We start from the raw sequence: 17,684 nt of genomic DNA on the forward strand, positions 1-17,684 counted from the left end.
ATGTATTATCTTTTATCGTTCATTGCAATTGTTCTCGAAATGGAGTATAAGCTTATATCACTTATAAAAGTCGTTAATGTATGCATAAATAATTTATAAACTGGGGCTGATTAAGTTTTTCAGCCCCACCCCTTCAATGTTTAAAGCGATTAAGAACGTTCTCCAAAGTATTGATAATAGTTTGTTTCAATAAAGCCATTAAATAATTTACGTTTCTTCGTTGCTTCCATACCGAATTGTTTCTCGAAAGCAGCGAACGCAGTGATTACATAAATACTCCAAGTTGGATGATTCTTCATAACATCACCGAAGTCTTTATATAGTGCTGCAACAGCTTCTTTATCACTCAGGCGCTCCCCATAAGGAGGGTTTGTGACAATATAACCATTATCATTGCGGATAAATAAATCCTTGACCTGCATTTGCTTCCATGTAATTAAATCGCCTAATCCAGCCTCTATAGCGTTATCACTCGCAACCTTAATCAAATTATGGTCGATGTCAGAGCCGATAATTTCCAATTTTTGATCGTAATTCGCAAGGTCTTCTGCTTCTTCAAATGCTTTTTGCCAATGTTTATTACGGATAAAAGTCCAATTTTCTGAGGCAAAGTCGCGATTAAATCCTGGAGCAATGTTTTGTCCAATTAATGCAGCTTCTATCGGAATCGTACCTGATCCACAGAAAGGGTCAATAAATGTATATTCAGCCTTCCAATTTGTAAGTAAAACGAGTGCAGCCGCCATCGTTTCTTTTAAAGGTGCATCACCCTGGCCTACTCGATAGCCTCTTTTATGAAGCCCTGTACCTGACGTATCTAGTGTCAGGGTAACTTCATCCTTTAATAATGCAACTTCTATTTTGTACAATGCTCCTGTTTCTGGCATTTTGGAAACCATGCCATATTTAAGTTTAAGTCTTTCAGCAATTGATTTCTTAACGATTTTTTGGCAATCAGGAACACTGTGCAATTGTGATTTAATTGATTTTCCAGAAACAGGAAATTGTCCATCCTCTGCTATAAATTCTTCCCATGGAAGAGCCTTTGTAGATTCGAATAGCTCGTCGAATGTCGTTGCAGTAAATTTCCCAACAAGAACCTTTACTCTGTCTGCTGTACGTAACCATAGATTACAGCGCGGAATAGCTGAAACTGGTGCTTCAAAGATTACTTTGCCATTTTCTACTGTTACTTCATATCCAAGCTGTTTTACTTCTTGTGCAACTACAGATTCTAGACCCATAGCGGCTGTTGCAATAAGTGTTATATTTTTCATATATGAATTCCTCTCGTTACTAGAATTAGTGTAGTCCTAGTTTATCACATTCGACGAAAAATAAAAAAACCTTTTTCATAGCAGCTGCTATAAAAAAGGTTTGATTTATAAATTTTTGGGAGACCAATTAAATACTCGATAAGCCATGTTCTGTACCTACGTACTGTTAACGGTGGTCAAGCCTCGTACTTTAGGTTGTAATCATCTATCTACAAGGAGTTCCTTGTCCCTCTTTCGGTTGAATTCCCTACTAAAGGATGCCCCTACCATTATTTGGGTTGCTCACTCGTGGGGTTTACCTCGTTCCACCTGAAATGTTTCCATTTCAGCTCCGTCACTGTGGCACTTTCAAGTATAATATTCCATATCCGATTGGACTTAGGAATATTTCCTGCCGTTAACCGTATTGGTTACCTTGACTTATGAATTCATCAAGCACGAACACTACAAACATCTCAGCTTGTGTGAGCATGGACTTTCCTCTGCATCAACTGCAGCGATTACCTGAGTATTTAATAACACTAAGTAATTATACCATGTTTATTGTTTCATTTCAATACTTCAATCGAAATGCTAATTGGACTATTCGTCTGCCTCAATAAACTTCTTGCCAAACACTTCTTTTTCTAGATTTGACAAGCGTTTCAATACATCATAATTAACCTGTGTATTTTGTTGGGTAGCTCTAGTTCGTGTCTGTTGCAGGTCTGGCGTGGTCTTTTTAAGTTTTTCAATTTCTTGCTGTAATCTTACTATTTCCTGATTGAATGCATCATAATCTTGAATGATGATATCTAGGAATTCATCCACTTCTTCTTGACTATAGCCACGCATGGTCGTTTTAAAATCTTTTTCAAGAATTGCCTTCCCATTTAATTGTGCACGTTTACTCATCATCTCTCACCTCATCATATTCACTTTTCCAAATTCATCCATTATTTAATTAAGTCTATTATTGAATCTTTTATATATAACCATTTTATCTCTTTTATTATACCATTAAAAAAGGAAACTGAAAATCAGTCTCCAACGTAAGCTTATTAGAAATTACAATTTATTCACCTAGCAAATCATTGGTATCAAATGAAAATGGTAATAATTCTTCCATTGTAAATGTCTTCGTTACTTTATTAATATTTGTTAAGTAAATGTTCATTTTGCTGTCAAAAAATTCACTCATTACTTGCCTGCATGCCCCACAAGGTGGCACAGGGCGTTTTGTATCTGCAGCAACAGCCATTTCGGCAAATTCTGTTTCGCCATCAGATATAGCTTTAAAAATCGTAACACGTTCTGCACAACATGCTAGAGAGTATGCAGCATTCTCAATGTTACAGCCTGTATAAACCTTGCCGGACTTAGTTAATAGTGCAGCACCAACCCGGAATTTTGAATAGGGTACATAGGCATTCTTTCTTGCATTGATTGCTTCGTCAATTAGCTTATTCATAGTCAATTTATTCCCTTCAGTCTATTGCGTCGCTATAAATTATAAGAAATGAATGAACAATTGTAAAGAGATGTGAGGTTTATAATTCTCTAATTATTTGATCATAAATATAGATTACTGAATTATATAGTTCCATATAGCGTTTCCTTCTTGCATCTTTATAATAGCTGTGCATGAGAAGTAACTCCATATTTTCCTTAGTAGAAGTTATTTGTTGTGGATGGACTGTGACCTTCTGCTCTTTAACCTTTTGTAATGCATTCTCTTCCCAGTTTGCTATCAGATCATAGATCGGCGTTGTCTCTTCTTTAACTTTTTCAAAAAAACTTCGATCCTTCACATTTTCTGGTGGAGTAGCATGTTCGAATTGACCACGTAAATAATCAAGATGTTCCCTTAGAGTTTCTGTTTGCTTTAATAATTCCATGATGTATTCCGCCTTCTTCTATCTAAAAATCATTCTTTTCTTCTACTTTACCATATAATAATAGGAATGCGTATGTTATCTGTTATTAATTAATTGAATTAAAATAGCTTCGGTTGCTAAGACTTCCTGCTGCTGTTTATGAAAATTGCTCTTAATTTCATTTTCTACCTTCATTCTTAACTTCTGATCGATCCTTCTTAGCTGATCCAATAATCTTTCTACCGATAACTCAACATCTTCTTTATTAACCCCATTGACGAAGGAATCTAATTCTTTTACTGCAAACATAAGTCCCACCTCATTCAATTTAGTTAAATAGTATTTCGGTAAAAATATTAATACTCCTTCACGTTCGACAAAACTAGAACAATATATACAAAACTAGTGTAGGTACTTATGATTTTTTTAAAATAAGACATAATAATAGTAAAAAGGAGGTTATAAAATTGAAACAGAAGAAGAATCAAACAAAGAAACAAGATAGAAACAAATCTAATTCAGGAATTATTGGCGATAAAAAACTAAATGGTCCAAATCGTCCTTCAACTTAAATCAATGTATTTTAATTACCCATGTTAAAAATGGATTTGCTAGTAATTAGCAAATCCATTTTTATATCCTTTTTAGTATATTGGACTTATATTTCGATGATCTTCATCCCAGTGCTAATGCATATAGTGACTGTCCATAGTGGACTTGAGCATCCTTCTAATTTCATTATTTAATACTAACCCACTACCTAGAAAAGCAATAGATCTCATAATTTACATATCATATTTTTTCAAATTTAACTGTCACTCATTGTTCAAATATGTGATTTTCTTCACTTTGCTATATAATGTATAATGTAAGGAATCGTATTTTTGATATGATATGTATGCTAGGAGGAAGAGAGATGAATTATCCGAATGGACAAAAGAAAATCATATCAAAACAGGCAACATCCTGGCAATCGAAGAAATCATTCAGTAATCGAGGGATGTCACTAGAGGATGATATAAATACTACAAATCAGTTTTACTTGGATATTGATCGTGCCGTCATCCATAAGAAACCAACACCAGTCCAAATTGTAAACGTGCATTATCCAAGACGAAGTGCAGCTGTTATTACGGAAGCCTACTTTAAACAAGCATCAACAACAGATTATAATGGCTTATACCGTGGGAAATATGTCGATTTTGAAGCAAAGGAAACAAAGAATAAAACGATCTTTCCATTGGCAAATATTCATGAACATCAAATCAATCATATGAAATCAATTGTTGAGCATGAAGGTATTTGCTTCCTACTTATCCGCTTTGCTGCACATGAAGAGACTTATTACATGCAAGCAGAGAAACTTTTTCCCTATTGGTACGATAAATTACACGGCGGAAGGAAATCAATCCCTTATGAAAAAATTAAACTGGATGGGTTTCATATCCCCCTGCAGTATCAAGCAAGGGTTGATTATTTATCAGTTATTGATAAGCTTTATTTTTAGAGATGGAGGTGTAGAGCTATGGCAGATAATAGCCAAACTCGCACAGCAAGAAGAAAACAAAAGAAGAAAAAAAACAGAAAAAAACCATTATGGAAGAGAATTCTATTATTCGGCTTTATAATTATTTTAGCAATTGGAATTGGTATTGGAGGATTATTCACCTACTGGATTGTAACTGCGCCAGATATAGACGCAGAACAATTATCTGACCCGTTTTCATCATCCTTTTTAGATCAAAATGGCGATGAATTTGCGGTGCTCGGTGCAGAAAATCGTATAAAAGTTGATTATGAAGATTTGCCGCAGGTGCTAATTGACGCCGTAACTGCAACCGAAGATGCGAGATTCTTTGAACATGCCGGTATTGATTTACGTCGAATCGGTGGTGCAATCCTTGCCAATTTTAAGAATGGCTTTGGCTCTGAGGGTGCGAGTACCATTACACAACAAGTAGTGGAAAAATCATTTTTAACCCCTGAGAAAGAATTAAAGCTGAAAGTGCAGGAACAATGGCTAGCATTAAAACTAGAACGTCAATACTCCAAAGAAGAAATTTTAGAAATGTATTTGAATAAAATATTCTATGGTGCAAACTCATACGGTGTTGCCAAAGCAGCAGAAACCTACTTTGGTGTTACCGATTTACAAGAGCTGACATTACCTCAAGCTGCAATCCTAGCTGGGTTACCGCAAAGGCCAACAGCATATAATCCATTCCAAAATCCTGATTTAACTAAAGAAAGAATGGATACCGTATTAACGCTGATGGTAAGACATGGAAAAGTTACACAAGCACAAGCGGATGAAGCAAGAGCGGTTGATATACCTTCCCTGCTCGTTGAAACACAACCAGACTCAACACCATACGAAGCATTTATTCAACAAGTAGAAAAAGAAGTAAAAGAAAAAGTAGATGGCGCAGATATATTCTCTGATGGATTAAAGATTCACACGACATTAGATCCAAGCATACAGGATCATGTTGAATTTTTACTAACGGATAGTGACCAAAACCCGATTCCATATCCAGATGATGAAATGCAAGCTGGTATGGTCATTCTCGATACGAAAAATGGTGCAATTAAAGCAATAGGCGGTAGTAGGAATAATGATGGAAATTGGGGAACAAACTATGCTACCGAAGCTGATTTTCAACCTGGTTCTACAATTAAACCAATTCTTGATTATGGTCCAGCAATTGAATACGATAAAATGTCAACTTATCATCTAATAAATGATGATAAGCCATATGAAATTGCAGGAACAGATGGTCAAGTCATCAACAACTGGAATCGTCAATATTCAGGTTGGATAACAGCTAGACATGCGTTAAGTCAATCTCTAAATGTGCCTGCGGTTAAGGTATTTGAAGAAGTTGGCAGAGAAAATGCGAAAACCTTTGCTGAAGGTTTGGGGATTAATTTTGCTGATGATCAAGTTCAATTAACCGATGCGATTGGTGGAGCTAAAACGGAGATAACACCTCTGCAATTAGCAGGTGCATACCGTGCATTTGGTAATGAAGGAATTTATAATGAACCTTATGCTGTTACGAAGGTAGAATTTCCTGATGGACGAGTCGTTGATCTCGTACCAGAACCAGAGGCCGTGATGTCTGATTACACAGCATACATGATTACGGATATGCTGAAAACATCCATAACAGAAGGTGTTGGTTATAAAGCGAACGTTCCAGGTTTACCTATCGCTGGTAAAACAGGAACAACGAATTTAAAGGATAAACCTGGAAGTCCAGATTCTTGGCTTGCTGGGTACACGACAAACTATACGATGGCTGTATGGACAGGTGGCTATACAGATGAAGAAGGAAAACGGGATGTTATGCCAACTACAGAAATCCCACATGCCCTATTCAAAAATACGATGGAAACTATTTCACAAGGACTTGATACAGCCGATTTCGCCAAGCCTGACTCTGTTGTAGAGGTTGCAGTTGAAAAAGGCTCTAACCCTGCTACATTACCAAGTGAATATACTCCGTCATCACAAATTGTAACGGAGTTGTTTGTCAAAGGCACCGAGCCAACCAATAGGTCGAAGAAATACGATGAACTTGACCCTGTCACAGGATTAAAAGCAACCTATGATGAGGAAGCAAATGCAATCCGAGTTGATTGGCAATATGATTCAGAAAATGATGTGACATTTGATGTTAGTGCAACAGTTAACGGTGGTGAAAAACAAAACCTATCGTCAACAGAAGAAAAGTCAATCGAAATATCGGAAGTTGAGCCTAATGCAGAGTATGTAATTGAGGTCATTGTAAATGACGGATCAAGCACTAGTAAACCTGCAACAACATCAGTGAAGACACCGGGTGACGAGGAAGAAGAAGAACTTCCAGGGGTATCTGGTTTATCTGCAGATTATATTGAGGAAAGCTCAATCATTGATGTTTCCTGGGATTATAATGGTCCCCCGGCTGCTTATGAAGTCTCTGTAAATGGGCAAGTACAAACAGTGGATTCGAAAGGGATTGAAATAAGCGGAGGTTCACCAGGACAAAATTATACAATTACGGTAACTCCAATTGGTAAAAATGGCGCGAATGAAGGAATTAGAGGTGTTACAGAGAGCACATCTTTAACTATTCCTAATACCGAGGAGGATAATACTGAACCTGAACCTGATTCTGGCAACGAACCAGAGTCGGAGCCAGAATCAGAGCCAGAGCCAGAGCCAGATCCTGAGCCTGAGCCTGAGCCTGAGCCAGATCCTGAGCCTAATCCAGAACAGGATCAAGATACAGAAACAGATTCCAATCCTGAAAATCAGCAAGATTCAGAAACAGACACAGAAAATAATACAGAGTGATATAGAAAGCTTGCTTCTTAAACAAAGAGAAAAGGTAACCTTCGCAATGGAGGTTACCTTTTCTCTTATTACTTATCAATTCATTATTGAACATTCTTCACCCGTTTCTTTCCTTCTCTGCAAAGCTCGAGTAATGGACATTCAAGACAATTTGGATTTCTGGCTTTGCAGTGGTATCTGCCAAAGAAGATCATTCTATGGTGTGTTACGCTCCACTCTTCACGAGGTATTTTACGCATTAATGTTTCTTCTACCTCTATTACGGAATCCTTCCATCTGCAGATCCCAAGCCTTTTTGAAACCCGTTCTACATGGGTATCTACAGCTATTGCTGGCTCATCAAAAGCAATGGAAGCAACGACGTTTGCTGTTTTTCTTCCAACACCGGCAAGCGTCATTAATTCTTTTATAGTTCTTGGTACCTCTCCAGCAAAATCATCAATTAATGATTGACAGAGCTTCTGGATGTTTTTTGCTTTTGTTCTGTATAGGCCAATTGATCGAATATCTTGCTGTAATTCTTCTAAAGGTACTGCTAAATAATCCTCTGGTTCTTTGTATTTAAGAAATAAACCAGCAGTTACTTTATTAACAAGCTTATCTGTACATTGAGCAGATAATAAGACGGCAATGACCAGTTCGAATGGATTGGAATGAATTAATTCACCCTTTGCATCTGGAAACATTTCTGCCATAGCATCTAGACAATATCTGATTTGCTTTTTATTCAACATGTTTCTATTCTTCCCCTTCTAGCCAGTTATAATAAAAGGAGGTATCCCTCTTTTGTTGGTTATCTTGTTTTATTACTTGTTTGTTGTGGAAGCCTTTGCTAGCATCACGGGCTTGCTCAACTGAATGTATCCCTTTTTTCTTCCATTCCCTAAGAATTCGGTCAATATATTTGAAGTTTAGTTTGCCCATTAATACCGATTCACGTAAGCCAGCTTTTATTAATGCTGGTGCGATTTTATCTTCATCTAACCATGCATTAATTGTTTCAATTTCGAAAGGAGATAACGGTCTGCCAAATTCCTGCTCGAATAAAATAAAAATCGTCCCAACTGTTTTTTCTTCTTGAACAGGGACTGGAGAATATAGCTTCTCCCAAAGAGGATCAAGTAAATATGATTCACTTAATTGTTGCTCCTCATTCATTTGTTGTTCAATTGCAAGAAAATCATTTTGAATTAGCTTCCGAAGAATGTTTGCACAATCCTTTTCAGATATTGTCATCTGTTCTGCAAGCTCAAATGGCGTTGGAAAATCATTGTTTTCTTGAAGATAACGCAATAAGTGGATGATCACCATAACCTCCCTTTCATCTAAACCAAGGGAATGATAGCTTGTTAGAAGTTTAATGGGGATTGGTAATTGATTTAATAATATTTTTTGAAATGGTATTGAATTTGACATATATTTTGCACCTCAATATCAGTATAGCATGTACACAAAAATAAAATCCCTTGCGAATACTTAACAAGGGATTTTTATCTGCATATCTTGTAACGGATTCTATAGATTAAACACCGAAAATCCTTATTCTTTAATAAATCACGGATATAGACGATTTAATAATCTAGGGAATGGGATTGTTTCGCGGACATGATCAACACCAGATATCCATGCCACCGTCCGTTCTAGTCCTAGACCAAATCCTGAATGTGGTACACTGCCATACTTTCTTAGCTCTTGATACCACTTATATTCAGGGCCAGTTAATCCATGTTGTTCATAACGTTCTTTCATTAACTCTAAATCATCAATACGTTGTGAACCGCCAATGATTTCACCATAACCTTCAGGTGCAATTAAATCGGCACATAATACAACCTCAGGTCTATCAGGAACAGGCTTCATGTAGAATGCTTTGATTTCTGCTGGGTAGTTCGTAATAAATACAGGCTTGTCAAAGTCTTCAGCAATTGCTGTTTCATGAGGTGCTCCAAAGTCTTCTCCCCATTCGATGTCTGTAAATCCTTTCTCCTTTAGCAATGTGATTGCATCATCATAAGAGATTCTCGGAAATGGAGCAGTAATATTTTCTAATTTAGATAAATCACGTTCTAAAATATCTAATTCCAGCTGACAGTTATCAAGAACAGATTTCACAACATAGCTAACATAGTTTTCTTGAATTTCTAAACTCTCTTCATGCGTAACAAATGCCATTTCTGGCTCAATCATCCAAAACTCAATTAAATGACGACGTGTTTTCGATTTCTCAGCGCGGAATGTTGGACCGAAAGAAAAAACCTTTCCAAATGCCATTGCAGCAGCTTCCATGTATAATTGGCCACTTTGAGATAAATATGCTTCCTCTTCGAAATACTTCGTATGGAATAACTCTGTTGTACCTTCCGCTGAAGATCCAGTAAGTATTGGTGGATCAATTTTTACATAGCCATTTTCATTGAAGAAATTATAAGTAGCGCGAATGATTTCATTTCGAATTTTCATCACTGCATGCTGTTTTTTAGAACGTAACCATAAATGGCGATGATCCATCAAGAACTCAATCCCATGCTCCTTTGGAGTGATTGGATAATCATGTGACTCATGTATAACCTCGATACCGGATACTTGCATCTCATAGCCAAATTTTGATCTTGTATCTTCAACAATTTTCCCTGTCACGTAAATAGATGTTTCCTGTGTTAATCCTTTTGCAATTTGAAATATCTCTTCCGATACATCGCTTTTCACAACAACTCCCTGCATAAACCCTGTACCATCACGCAACTGAAGAAATGCTATTTTTCCACTTGAACGCTTGTTGCTTAGCCATGCTCCGATTGTAACGGTTTGCTCAAGATGATTTGCTACTTGTGAAATAGTTGTTTTCATAAATAATACCTCCGTAAAACTAAAATTATTGATTAGAGTTGAATCGTCTATATAGGTGCTTGAACTTTTATTAATAGCTGATTCGATAAATTTGTTTTCTTAAACCTTCTGAGTTCTTGTATATTATACATCAATTGATTAGGAATGCTATAAGTTCCATTAAATTCAAGCTGTTCTTAGATTAACTTTAATTCGTTATTTTATAAGCTTGGAAAAATGAAGTTGTTCTTTGCGACTTGCATCATCCATCGATAAATAGTCCAATACATATCTTGACTTGTTATCTTCATAATAAGCAATTTCCCATAATGGTTCTTGATCCATGAGCGCTGGTGAAATATGTACTAGTTCACAATGATTACATTGGTTTTTCCAGGCATTTAAAATTTGCTGTTCTAATATAATATCGGCTTGATCGACTGTAGTCAGGTTTTTCTCCTTACCATTTAAAGGGTAGAAGATGATTTTCTCTTCATTTTCCTTATTTTTACCATACACTACATGGTAAGGACTGTCACCATTGTAACGTTCTATTTTATCAACTTCAGTTATTGCCGTCTGTGCTAAAATTTGTTTTTTCGTTTCAGCAAATCCCTCAACTTTACTCTCATATAAATTATTATACAAAAATAAGGCGTAAATTAAACAAGCTACAGCTATAACAAGTATGGTAATTAAACCCTTTATTAGCCAATTACGCTTCGGTGATTGTGAATATCCGTTGTTCATTATTCTCTCCATCCTATTTTTGATTAAAATTGTGAAACTCTCTGGTGAATACCGCTATTATAGCGTAAATGCTGGTTACATTCTCTCTTTTATTAAAAAACTTCTTGTTTTATCAAATTTTACTAATCATAGGATGATGCACTATTGCTAACAATAAGAGCAAGTTGATATTATTAAGATGAAGCACCATAATAGTATACAATTTTTTTGTCTATTTTGCTTTATTTTTATAACATTCAACAAAAATCTTTAGCCCATACCACTTTACCTTAGCTACTGATGGATACTTATTGACATCAGTAGTCTTTTTCGAATTTTGTTTTTTTCAAACAATGGATGATTAACGGTTGACATAAACTGTGAACTAACTCCAAGTTCGTAGTTTAAAAAGCAAAAGATAATAAATGAGACTTCTCTAGAACCATTCCTCTGCCTTACTCATTAGAGTTTGGGTTGAGTCGTAGGTAATTGGGACGTCTGGTATGGAATTCAAGAAGTTTTTTCCGTAGCGTGCTTTCTTAATCCTAGCATCACAGACAAATACAATGCCTCGATCACTTGTTGAACGAATTAATCTGCCAAATCCTTGCTTGAATCGAATAACTGCATTTGGTAAGGATAGCTCCATAAAGGCATTCTTGCCCTGTTCTTTTAAATAATTTGATTTCGCTTCGTAAACTGGATGTGCTGGTGGTTGAAACGGCAATCGAACAATCATGAGACAAGATAGATCATCTCCTGGAATATCAACACCTTCCCAGAATGAGCTCGTTCCTAATAGAATTGCTTGATCAAAGGTTTGGAAGTTTTTCTTCAACCTCGCACGGCTGCCACTGGAAATACCCTGTCCAATTAAAACATACTTATCTGTATCAATGATTTCTTTTAATAAGTAATAAGACTTCCTAAGCATGTCATAGGAGGTGAATAATACGAGCATTCTTCCATCTGTTATCTCCGCTAGGGATAAAATTGCTTCACAGGTCGCATAAATAAAATCGTCGGTATTTCCATATTTAATATCGGGGAAGTCGTTTGGTATCAACAATTGAACTTGATCGCGATATGTAAATGGAGAGCTGAATTTCTTTGTCACTAAACGATCATCCGCTAAACCTAAACGGTTCTGAATAAAAGTAAATGAATCATTCATCGTTAATGTTGCACTTGTTAAAATTACACTGTCCTTTTTTTCAAAGAAATCTGCTGCTAATAATTGAGATACGTCGGTTGGTTCACAATACAAATAAACGGCGTTTTTTGTGCTCTTTGTGTCAATTTCAATCCATTTTACTTGTGGAACACTATCTTCAAGTAAAAATAGTTGCTCTAAATGATCAATAAATGTTTGAAGTAATTTTATAATGCCATGTAAATCATCTTTATCATGTTTATCTAACGGTGTATTTTGATCAAAATGCTGTTCGACAATAGCGAGTATATGAATTAAGTCTCGAATAAAAAATGTAAGTCGAGTTACCATTTCTTTAATTACATTCCATTTTTTTGATTCTTCTTTTTTGGAATCAAACCGATACTGGATCCTGCCTATATCACTTAAAGACTTATCATTTTTTTGTTTTGAAATGACATATTGATACAACGATTGAAATAATACGTCAATTTCATATTTAGTATCATTGAGAATGGAGTCCCATCTCTCTAATGGAACTTCTTTTTTATCGAAGGAATATTTGGCTAAAAATTTACCAAATAGCTTCGCTTCTTCACTAATCCCAATGTGATTTAATGCATATTGCATGTTAATATTATCCAGCTTTAATCCATAGTGGTGTGAAGCTGTATCTTCAATGTGATGTGCTTCATCAATCACTACACGATTATAGCTAGGTAAAAACTGATAATCATTAAACATATCTGTACAAAGTAATGCATGATTCGTAATGATAATATCTGCTTGCTGTGCCTTTTTCTTTGCCTTCTGATAATAGGATTTTGCAAACCACGGAGAATAAGCATCAATCATTCCTTCTGCATCAGTTGATATTCGCTTATAAAATAAGTAGCCGCTTGACGTTAGATGTAGCTCATCTATATCGCCCGTTTCAGTTTCTGTTAGCCAAATAAGAATCATTGCTTTTGTCAACGTGATATCATAGTTCTCATGTTGATTCGTATTTAATTCATGTGCAAATTTCTCTAGACTTATATAATGATTTTTCCCTTTTAACAAGGCAGCTTTAAAAGGAAAACCAATTAATTTCTGAATTAATGGTATTTCCTCGTCTAATAATTGGGTTTGAAGTTGGGTAGTATAAGTACTAATAACGATTCGTTTACCTGTTTTCACTGCCTCATATATTGTCGGAACTAAATATGCGAGTGACTTCCCTGTACCCGTCTCTGCCTCTATTAGTGCATGACTCCTCGTTTGAAAGGAGTCAAAAATTGTTTCTGACATTTGCCGCTGACCAGGACGAGGTTCATAATTTTTCATATATCGCTTAATTGAACCTGCTTCCTCATATATATCATCTAAATAGTCACCAAACGAAGGTAAATTCCCATCTACAGCTGCGTTAGTATCCTCAACTTCCTTAAATGCAATCCCGTTAAAGGACACAATCTGTTCATTTTTAAAAGTTGAAAATGCTAACTGTTGCTGTCTAGTGGTTAATAGCTCATATAAATCCGATTTCAACATTTTCTCTAATGTCAATAAATGGCTAACGGTCTCATATGGCAATGTATTGATTTTCTCTTCCAGTTTTAGAAATAGCTTTGCTGTAACATAAGCATCCGACAATGCCCGGTGTGGATCATCATGTTCTATCTTGAGATACTCAGCTAATTGGCCTAATTTATATCCAGGTGCTTTTGGAAATAATATCCGGGATAGTTCAACTGTATCGATTACAGGGTTACGTAAAATTTGTTTGTTATGATTTATTAGTTCCGCATTTAAAAAACCTAAATCGAAAGGTACGTTATGAGCGATTAAATAGCTACCCTGAAAAATAGAAATAATATCATCTGCTTTTTCATGAAAGAATGGGGCATCTTTAACATCCTCATCAGCTATCCCGGTCAGATTTGTAATAAATGGTGGAATCGGTTGGTTTGGGTTAAATAGAGTTGTTTTCGTTTCCGTTATTTGACTATTTTCGATAACGACAATTCCCACATCAATGATCTTATCATCCTTTGCAGGAGAATGACCTGTCGTTTCTAAATCAATCACTACATATCTTTGCACAAGCATCACCTTGCTTTCTTACACATTTCTTAGTAACTTAATCATCAATCCATAATAGCATCATTTTTTTCATCGTCAAATTAACACTAATGATAGGCCTACTTATCAAACCAATCTATTTCAGCCGAATACAATCTTTGGATTGATCCATCAGTTCGCTTGATACGTAATGCCCCATCTTCTTCGATTCCTAAAAATGTTGCATGAAAGTGATCCTTTATTGTCTTTATTGTTATTTCTTCTCCAATTTTAAATCCATAGCTTTCCCATTTCTGTTTAATATCGGGAAAGCCATTCTTGATATATTGATCATAGGACTTCTCAAATGTCATTAATATTTCTTGAATCAATGCATTAATTGAATTTTCCTTTTCTGTTTCAATGTATAATGAAGTAGCCTTATGTCGTATTTCTTCTGAAAGTTCTAATGTTGATTGATTAACATTAAGTCCTATTCCAATAACAATATAATTAATAATATCTTGTTCTGCTTGCATCTCTGTTAAAATCCCAGCTGTTTTCTTATTATTAAGTAAAATGTCATTTGGCCATTTAATTAATGGTTTTACATTACAATAAGATTGTAAAACATCAGCTAGTACCGTAGCTGTTAATAAGGTCAACTGTGGGGCTTGTTGTGGAGCGATTTCTGGTCTTAGAATGATACTAAGCCACATTCCCTTTCCCTTTGTTGAAAACCAAGAACGATTCATTCTTCCCTTTCCTTTTGTTTGCTCATCAGCTATGATGATTGTTCCATGCGCTGCGCCATTACGAGCTTCATCATGTGCAATATGCTGGGTTGAAGTTGTCGATTCTTTATGAATAATGTTCTTGCCAATCCAGTCGGTTTCCAGACCCCAGCGTACGGTGTTTTCACTTAGTTTATCTGGATAGCTAATAATTCGATAGCCTTTGTTTGATTTCCCTTCAATTTGGTAACCATCCTTCTCAAGCTCCTTCATATGTTTCCATATAGCGCTCCTAGAAATTTTCAATTGATCCGATAATAATTGACCAGAAATATATTGTTCCGAGTTAGCTGCAAGTAGCTGGATTAATTTATTTCGGGTGGATTCCATTTTATCCACTCCTTTATATCATGTTCTGTATTTTGTAATCGACCGAAGATAACTTCCTTTTCAATGGTTGTTAGCAACAGTTTTAACCATGGACCACCTTTTATATTTGGAAATAATGCTATTAAATCATTGCCATTAATACTTAAATCTCTGCTAGACCTAATGGGAAGCTGCTCTTCTAATCCGATTAATTCCTGCAATTGTATTGAATTTGGATGCAAGCTATTCATTAAACGAATAAATCCTTCATAGTATTCTTTTTTAAGACGATAAGCTAGTAAAGCGTCAATCCCTTGTTCTATATAATAAGAATAAGCTTCAACTAATTGGATTGCTTCCAGTTTTATTTTATTAGAGCATTTCCACGCACTTACCCATGTTAACACAGATACTTCACGTTTCAATATGTGTAGCAATGCAATTACTTCACCAAAGGATTTAGATGGTTGGAGTGATTCAGGTAGATTGTACATAAGTTCTGGATGTTCATGAAATATAGGTAAATATTGATGGATTTCTAGCTTCTGTAGATAATGGATGCCAAGATCTACAAATGCACCAGAAAATAATTTCGTAAACTCATTGGTTATTCGTTCCATAGCAAGGCCTTCAATTTCTTGTTTTACATGCATCATCGCGTTAAAAGTTTCATCATCAATTGTAAAGCCCAATTGGCTAGCGAATCTCAATGCACGAATAATTCGCAATGAATCTTCCGAAAAACGCTCTACTCCATTTCCTACTGTACGAATAATTTTTGCTTTAAGATCGCTCTTCCCATCGAATAAATCAAGGATTTCTCCTTTAATATTCATTGCCAGCGCATTGATTGTAAAATCACGACGTTCTAAATCCTTATCAATATTATCAATAAAGGTCACAGAATCGGGGTGCCGTTTATCGATATAATCGCCATCTACACGAAATGTCGTCACTTCATACGATTGATGTTCATGCCTGACAACAACCGTACCATGCTCTATCCCAACTGGAATTACCTTAGGAAAAATCTCCTGAATTTGTTCGGGTGTTGCTGAAGTTGTAATATCAATATCCCCAATTGGACGTTGTAATAAAAAATCACGAACACACCCACCAACAAAATATGCTTGATGATGATGCTTTTCAATATGTTCGAGAATTGGTTTTGCAGCTAAAAAAGGTTGTGTAAACATAGAATCACCAATCATTCTGTTATTCATTGACTTAACACCTTATCATAGACACTTAAATATTGTTTTACTATTGAAGCAGAATGAAAGGTATTTCTAGCATGCAAGTACGCATTTTCAGAAATACGGGTTAGTTTTGCTTCATCAGTTAATAAATCGATACAATATGCAGCGGATTGTTCAATATCTCCTAAATCTACAAGATACCCAGTTTCTTCGTGTTTTATAACTTCGGGAATTCCACCAACATTTGTTGCGATACACGGGACTTCACAAGAATTCGCCTCTAGTAAGACAAGTCCGAAGCTTTCTTTTTCCGATAATAATAGCAGGATATCTGAAACTGATAATAATTTGCTAATATTATTCTGCTTCCCTAAAAATAGGACATCATCAACTAATTGCAATTCTTCCACCAATTTCACCATGCTTGAATATTCCGGACCATCGCCAACTAAAAGCAGCTTACTCTTAACCTTGTCTCGAACAAGGTTAAACGTATAAATAACGTCCTGTACCCGCTTCACTTTCCGGAAATTTGAAATGTGGATCAAAACCTTTTCATCTTGTTTGATTCCATATTGTTGTTTCAGTGCTAGCTGTTCCTCTTTCACATATTCGCTTTCATTTACAAAGTTATAGATAACCTCGATTTCTTTATTCACTTGCAGCATTTCCATAGTTTGGTCAACTAAACTTCTGGAAACCGCTGTTACAGCATCGGATTGTTCGATGGCATACTTAATCGTTTTCCTAAATGTTGTATCAATACCAAGCACCGTAATGTCAGTACCATGCAGTGTTGTTACGATTTTCACTTTATGGCTTGCGATATCCCTTGCAAGAATCGCGCAGATTGCATGTGGCATCGCATAGTGAACATGGAGAATATCGAGTTTCTCTTGATCGATTATCTCTACCATTTTCGAGGTAAGTGCTAGATCATATGGCGGATATTGAAAAACAGGATAGTGATTGATTTCTACTTCATGATAAAAGATTCTCGGATGGAAATTATCCAAACGAAATGGAATACTTGAAGATATAAAATGTATTTCATGGCCTGCTTCAGCCAATAGCTTTCCAAGTTCTGTAGCGATGACACCTGAGCCACCAACAGTTGGATAACAGGTAATGCCTATTTTCAATATGTGTCATCTCG

16 protein-coding genes and 1 other RNA gene are annotated in these 17,684 nt (G+C 35.8%); 3 read left to right on the top strand and 14 right to left on the bottom strand.

Annotated elements, in window-relative coordinates; all coding sequences use genetic code 11:
* Positions 1–149: 149 nt before the first annotated feature.
* The 6 genes from CUC15_RS10490 to CUC15_RS10515 all read right to left on the bottom strand — a co-directional run bounded on the left by CUC15_RS10490 (position 150) and on the right by CUC15_RS10515 (position 3,442).
* Complete coding sequence (locus CUC15_RS10490; protein ID WP_114916608.1) at positions 150–1,277, bottom strand: THUMP domain-containing class I SAM-dependent RNA methyltransferase; 1,128 nt, start codon at positions 1,275–1,277, stop codon at positions 150–152.
* Positions 1,278–1,411: 134 nt separating this feature from the next.
* Positions 1,412–1,789, bottom strand: an RNA gene (gene rnpB / locus CUC15_RS10495) — RNase P RNA component class B.
* A 70-nt stretch (positions 1,790–1,859) separates the two neighbouring features.
* Complete coding sequence (gpsB, locus tag CUC15_RS10500; RefSeq protein WP_114916609.1) at positions 1,860–2,174, bottom strand: cell division regulator GpsB; 315 nt, start codon at positions 2,172–2,174, stop codon at positions 1,860–1,862.
* Positions 2,175–2,331: 157 nt separating this feature from the next.
* The gene (locus tag CUC15_RS10505) at positions 2,332–2,727 is read right to left on the bottom strand and encodes a cytidine deaminase (protein WP_423241339.1); all 396 of its coding nucleotides are present in this window, start codon (positions 2,725–2,727) and stop codon (positions 2,332–2,334) included.
* Positions 2,728–2,806: 79 nt separating this feature from the next.
* Positions 2,807–3,154, bottom strand: coding sequence for a DUF1798 family protein (locus tag CUC15_RS10510; protein WP_114916611.1), 348 nt, complete (start codon positions 3,152–3,154; stop codon positions 2,807–2,809).
* A 75-nt stretch (positions 3,155–3,229) separates the two neighbouring features.
* Positions 3,230–3,442, bottom strand: coding sequence for a hypothetical protein (locus CUC15_RS10515; protein WP_114916612.1), 213 nt, complete (start codon positions 3,440–3,442; stop codon positions 3,230–3,232).
* Positions 3,443–3,600: 158 nt separating this feature from the next.
* Here CUC15_RS10515 and CUC15_RS20265 point away from each other — a divergent pair, with 158 nt between their 5' ends.
* From CUC15_RS20265 to CUC15_RS10525, 3 genes are all read left to right on the top strand, one after another.
* Positions 3,601–3,705, top strand: a complete 105-nt coding sequence (locus CUC15_RS20265) for a spore protein (RefSeq protein WP_205317598.1) — start codon at positions 3,601–3,603, stop codon at positions 3,703–3,705.
* 344 nt (positions 3,706–4,049) lie between these two features.
* The gene (gene recU / locus CUC15_RS10520) at positions 4,050–4,640 is read left to right on the top strand and encodes a Holliday junction resolvase RecU (RefSeq protein WP_114916613.1); all 591 of its coding nucleotides are present in this window, start codon (positions 4,050–4,052) and stop codon (positions 4,638–4,640) included.
* Positions 4,641–4,658: 18 nt separating this feature from the next.
* The gene (locus tag CUC15_RS10525; protein WP_114916614.1) at positions 4,659–7,475 is read left to right on the top strand and encodes a transglycosylase domain-containing protein; all 2,817 of its coding nucleotides are present in this window, start codon (positions 4,659–4,661) and stop codon (positions 7,473–7,475) included.
* 83 nt (positions 7,476–7,558) lie between these two features.
* On the opposite strand, the gene nth is transcribed toward CUC15_RS10525, so the two are convergent.
* From nth to bshA, 8 genes are all read right to left on the bottom strand, one after another.
* On the bottom strand, positions 7,559–8,209 hold the full coding sequence (nth, locus tag CUC15_RS10530) for an endonuclease III (RefSeq protein ID WP_114916615.1): 651 nt from the start codon (positions 8,207–8,209) through the stop codon (positions 7,559–7,561).
* A 4-nt stretch (positions 8,210–8,213) separates the two neighbouring features.
* On the bottom strand, positions 8,214–8,891 hold the full coding sequence (locus CUC15_RS10535) for a DnaD domain-containing protein (RefSeq protein ID WP_114916616.1): 678 nt from the start codon (positions 8,889–8,891) through the stop codon (positions 8,214–8,216).
* 138 nt (positions 8,892–9,029) lie between these two features.
* Positions 9,030–10,322 carry an asparagine--tRNA ligase gene (gene asnS, locus CUC15_RS10540; protein WP_114916617.1) on the bottom strand — a complete coding sequence of 431 codons (1,293 nt, stop codon included), beginning with the start codon at positions 10,320–10,322 and terminating at the stop codon, positions 9,030–9,032.
* A gap of 195 nt (positions 10,323–10,517) precedes the next feature.
* Positions 10,518–11,051, bottom strand: a complete 534-nt coding sequence (locus tag CUC15_RS10545) for a cell wall elongation regulator TseB-like domain-containing protein (protein ID WP_114916618.1) — start codon at positions 11,049–11,051, stop codon at positions 10,518–10,520.
* Between the two features lie 415 nt (positions 11,052–11,466).
* Positions 11,467–14,274 (bottom strand): ATP-dependent DNA helicase DinG, encoded by a 2,808-nt coding sequence (gene dinG, locus CUC15_RS10550; protein ID WP_242985828.1) that lies wholly within the window; start codon positions 14,272–14,274, stop codon positions 11,467–11,469.
* A 92-nt stretch (positions 14,275–14,366) separates the two neighbouring features.
* A complete protein-coding gene (locus CUC15_RS10555) occupies positions 14,367–15,350 on the bottom strand; it encodes a biotin--[acetyl-CoA-carboxylase] ligase (RefSeq protein ID WP_114916619.1) in 984 nt (327 codons plus the stop codon).
* Positions 15,326–16,552 carry a CCA tRNA nucleotidyltransferase gene (locus CUC15_RS10560; protein WP_242985830.1) on the bottom strand — a complete coding sequence of 409 codons (1,227 nt, stop codon included), beginning with the start codon at positions 16,550–16,552 and terminating at the stop codon, positions 15,326–15,328. Before CUC15_RS10560 ends, CUC15_RS10555 begins: the two co-directional genes overlap by 25 nt.
* Complete coding sequence (gene bshA, locus CUC15_RS10565; RefSeq protein WP_114916620.1) at positions 16,549–17,673, bottom strand: N-acetyl-alpha-D-glucosaminyl L-malate synthase BshA; 1,125 nt, start codon at positions 17,671–17,673, stop codon at positions 16,549–16,551. Before bshA ends, CUC15_RS10560 begins: the two co-directional genes overlap by 4 nt.
* Between the last annotated feature and the right edge of the window lie 11 nt (positions 17,674–17,684).

Source organism: Oceanobacillus zhaokaii (assembly GCF_003352005.1).
Classification (GTDB): domain Bacteria; phylum Bacillota; class Bacilli; order Bacillales; family Amphibacillaceae; genus Oceanobacillus; species Oceanobacillus zhaokaii.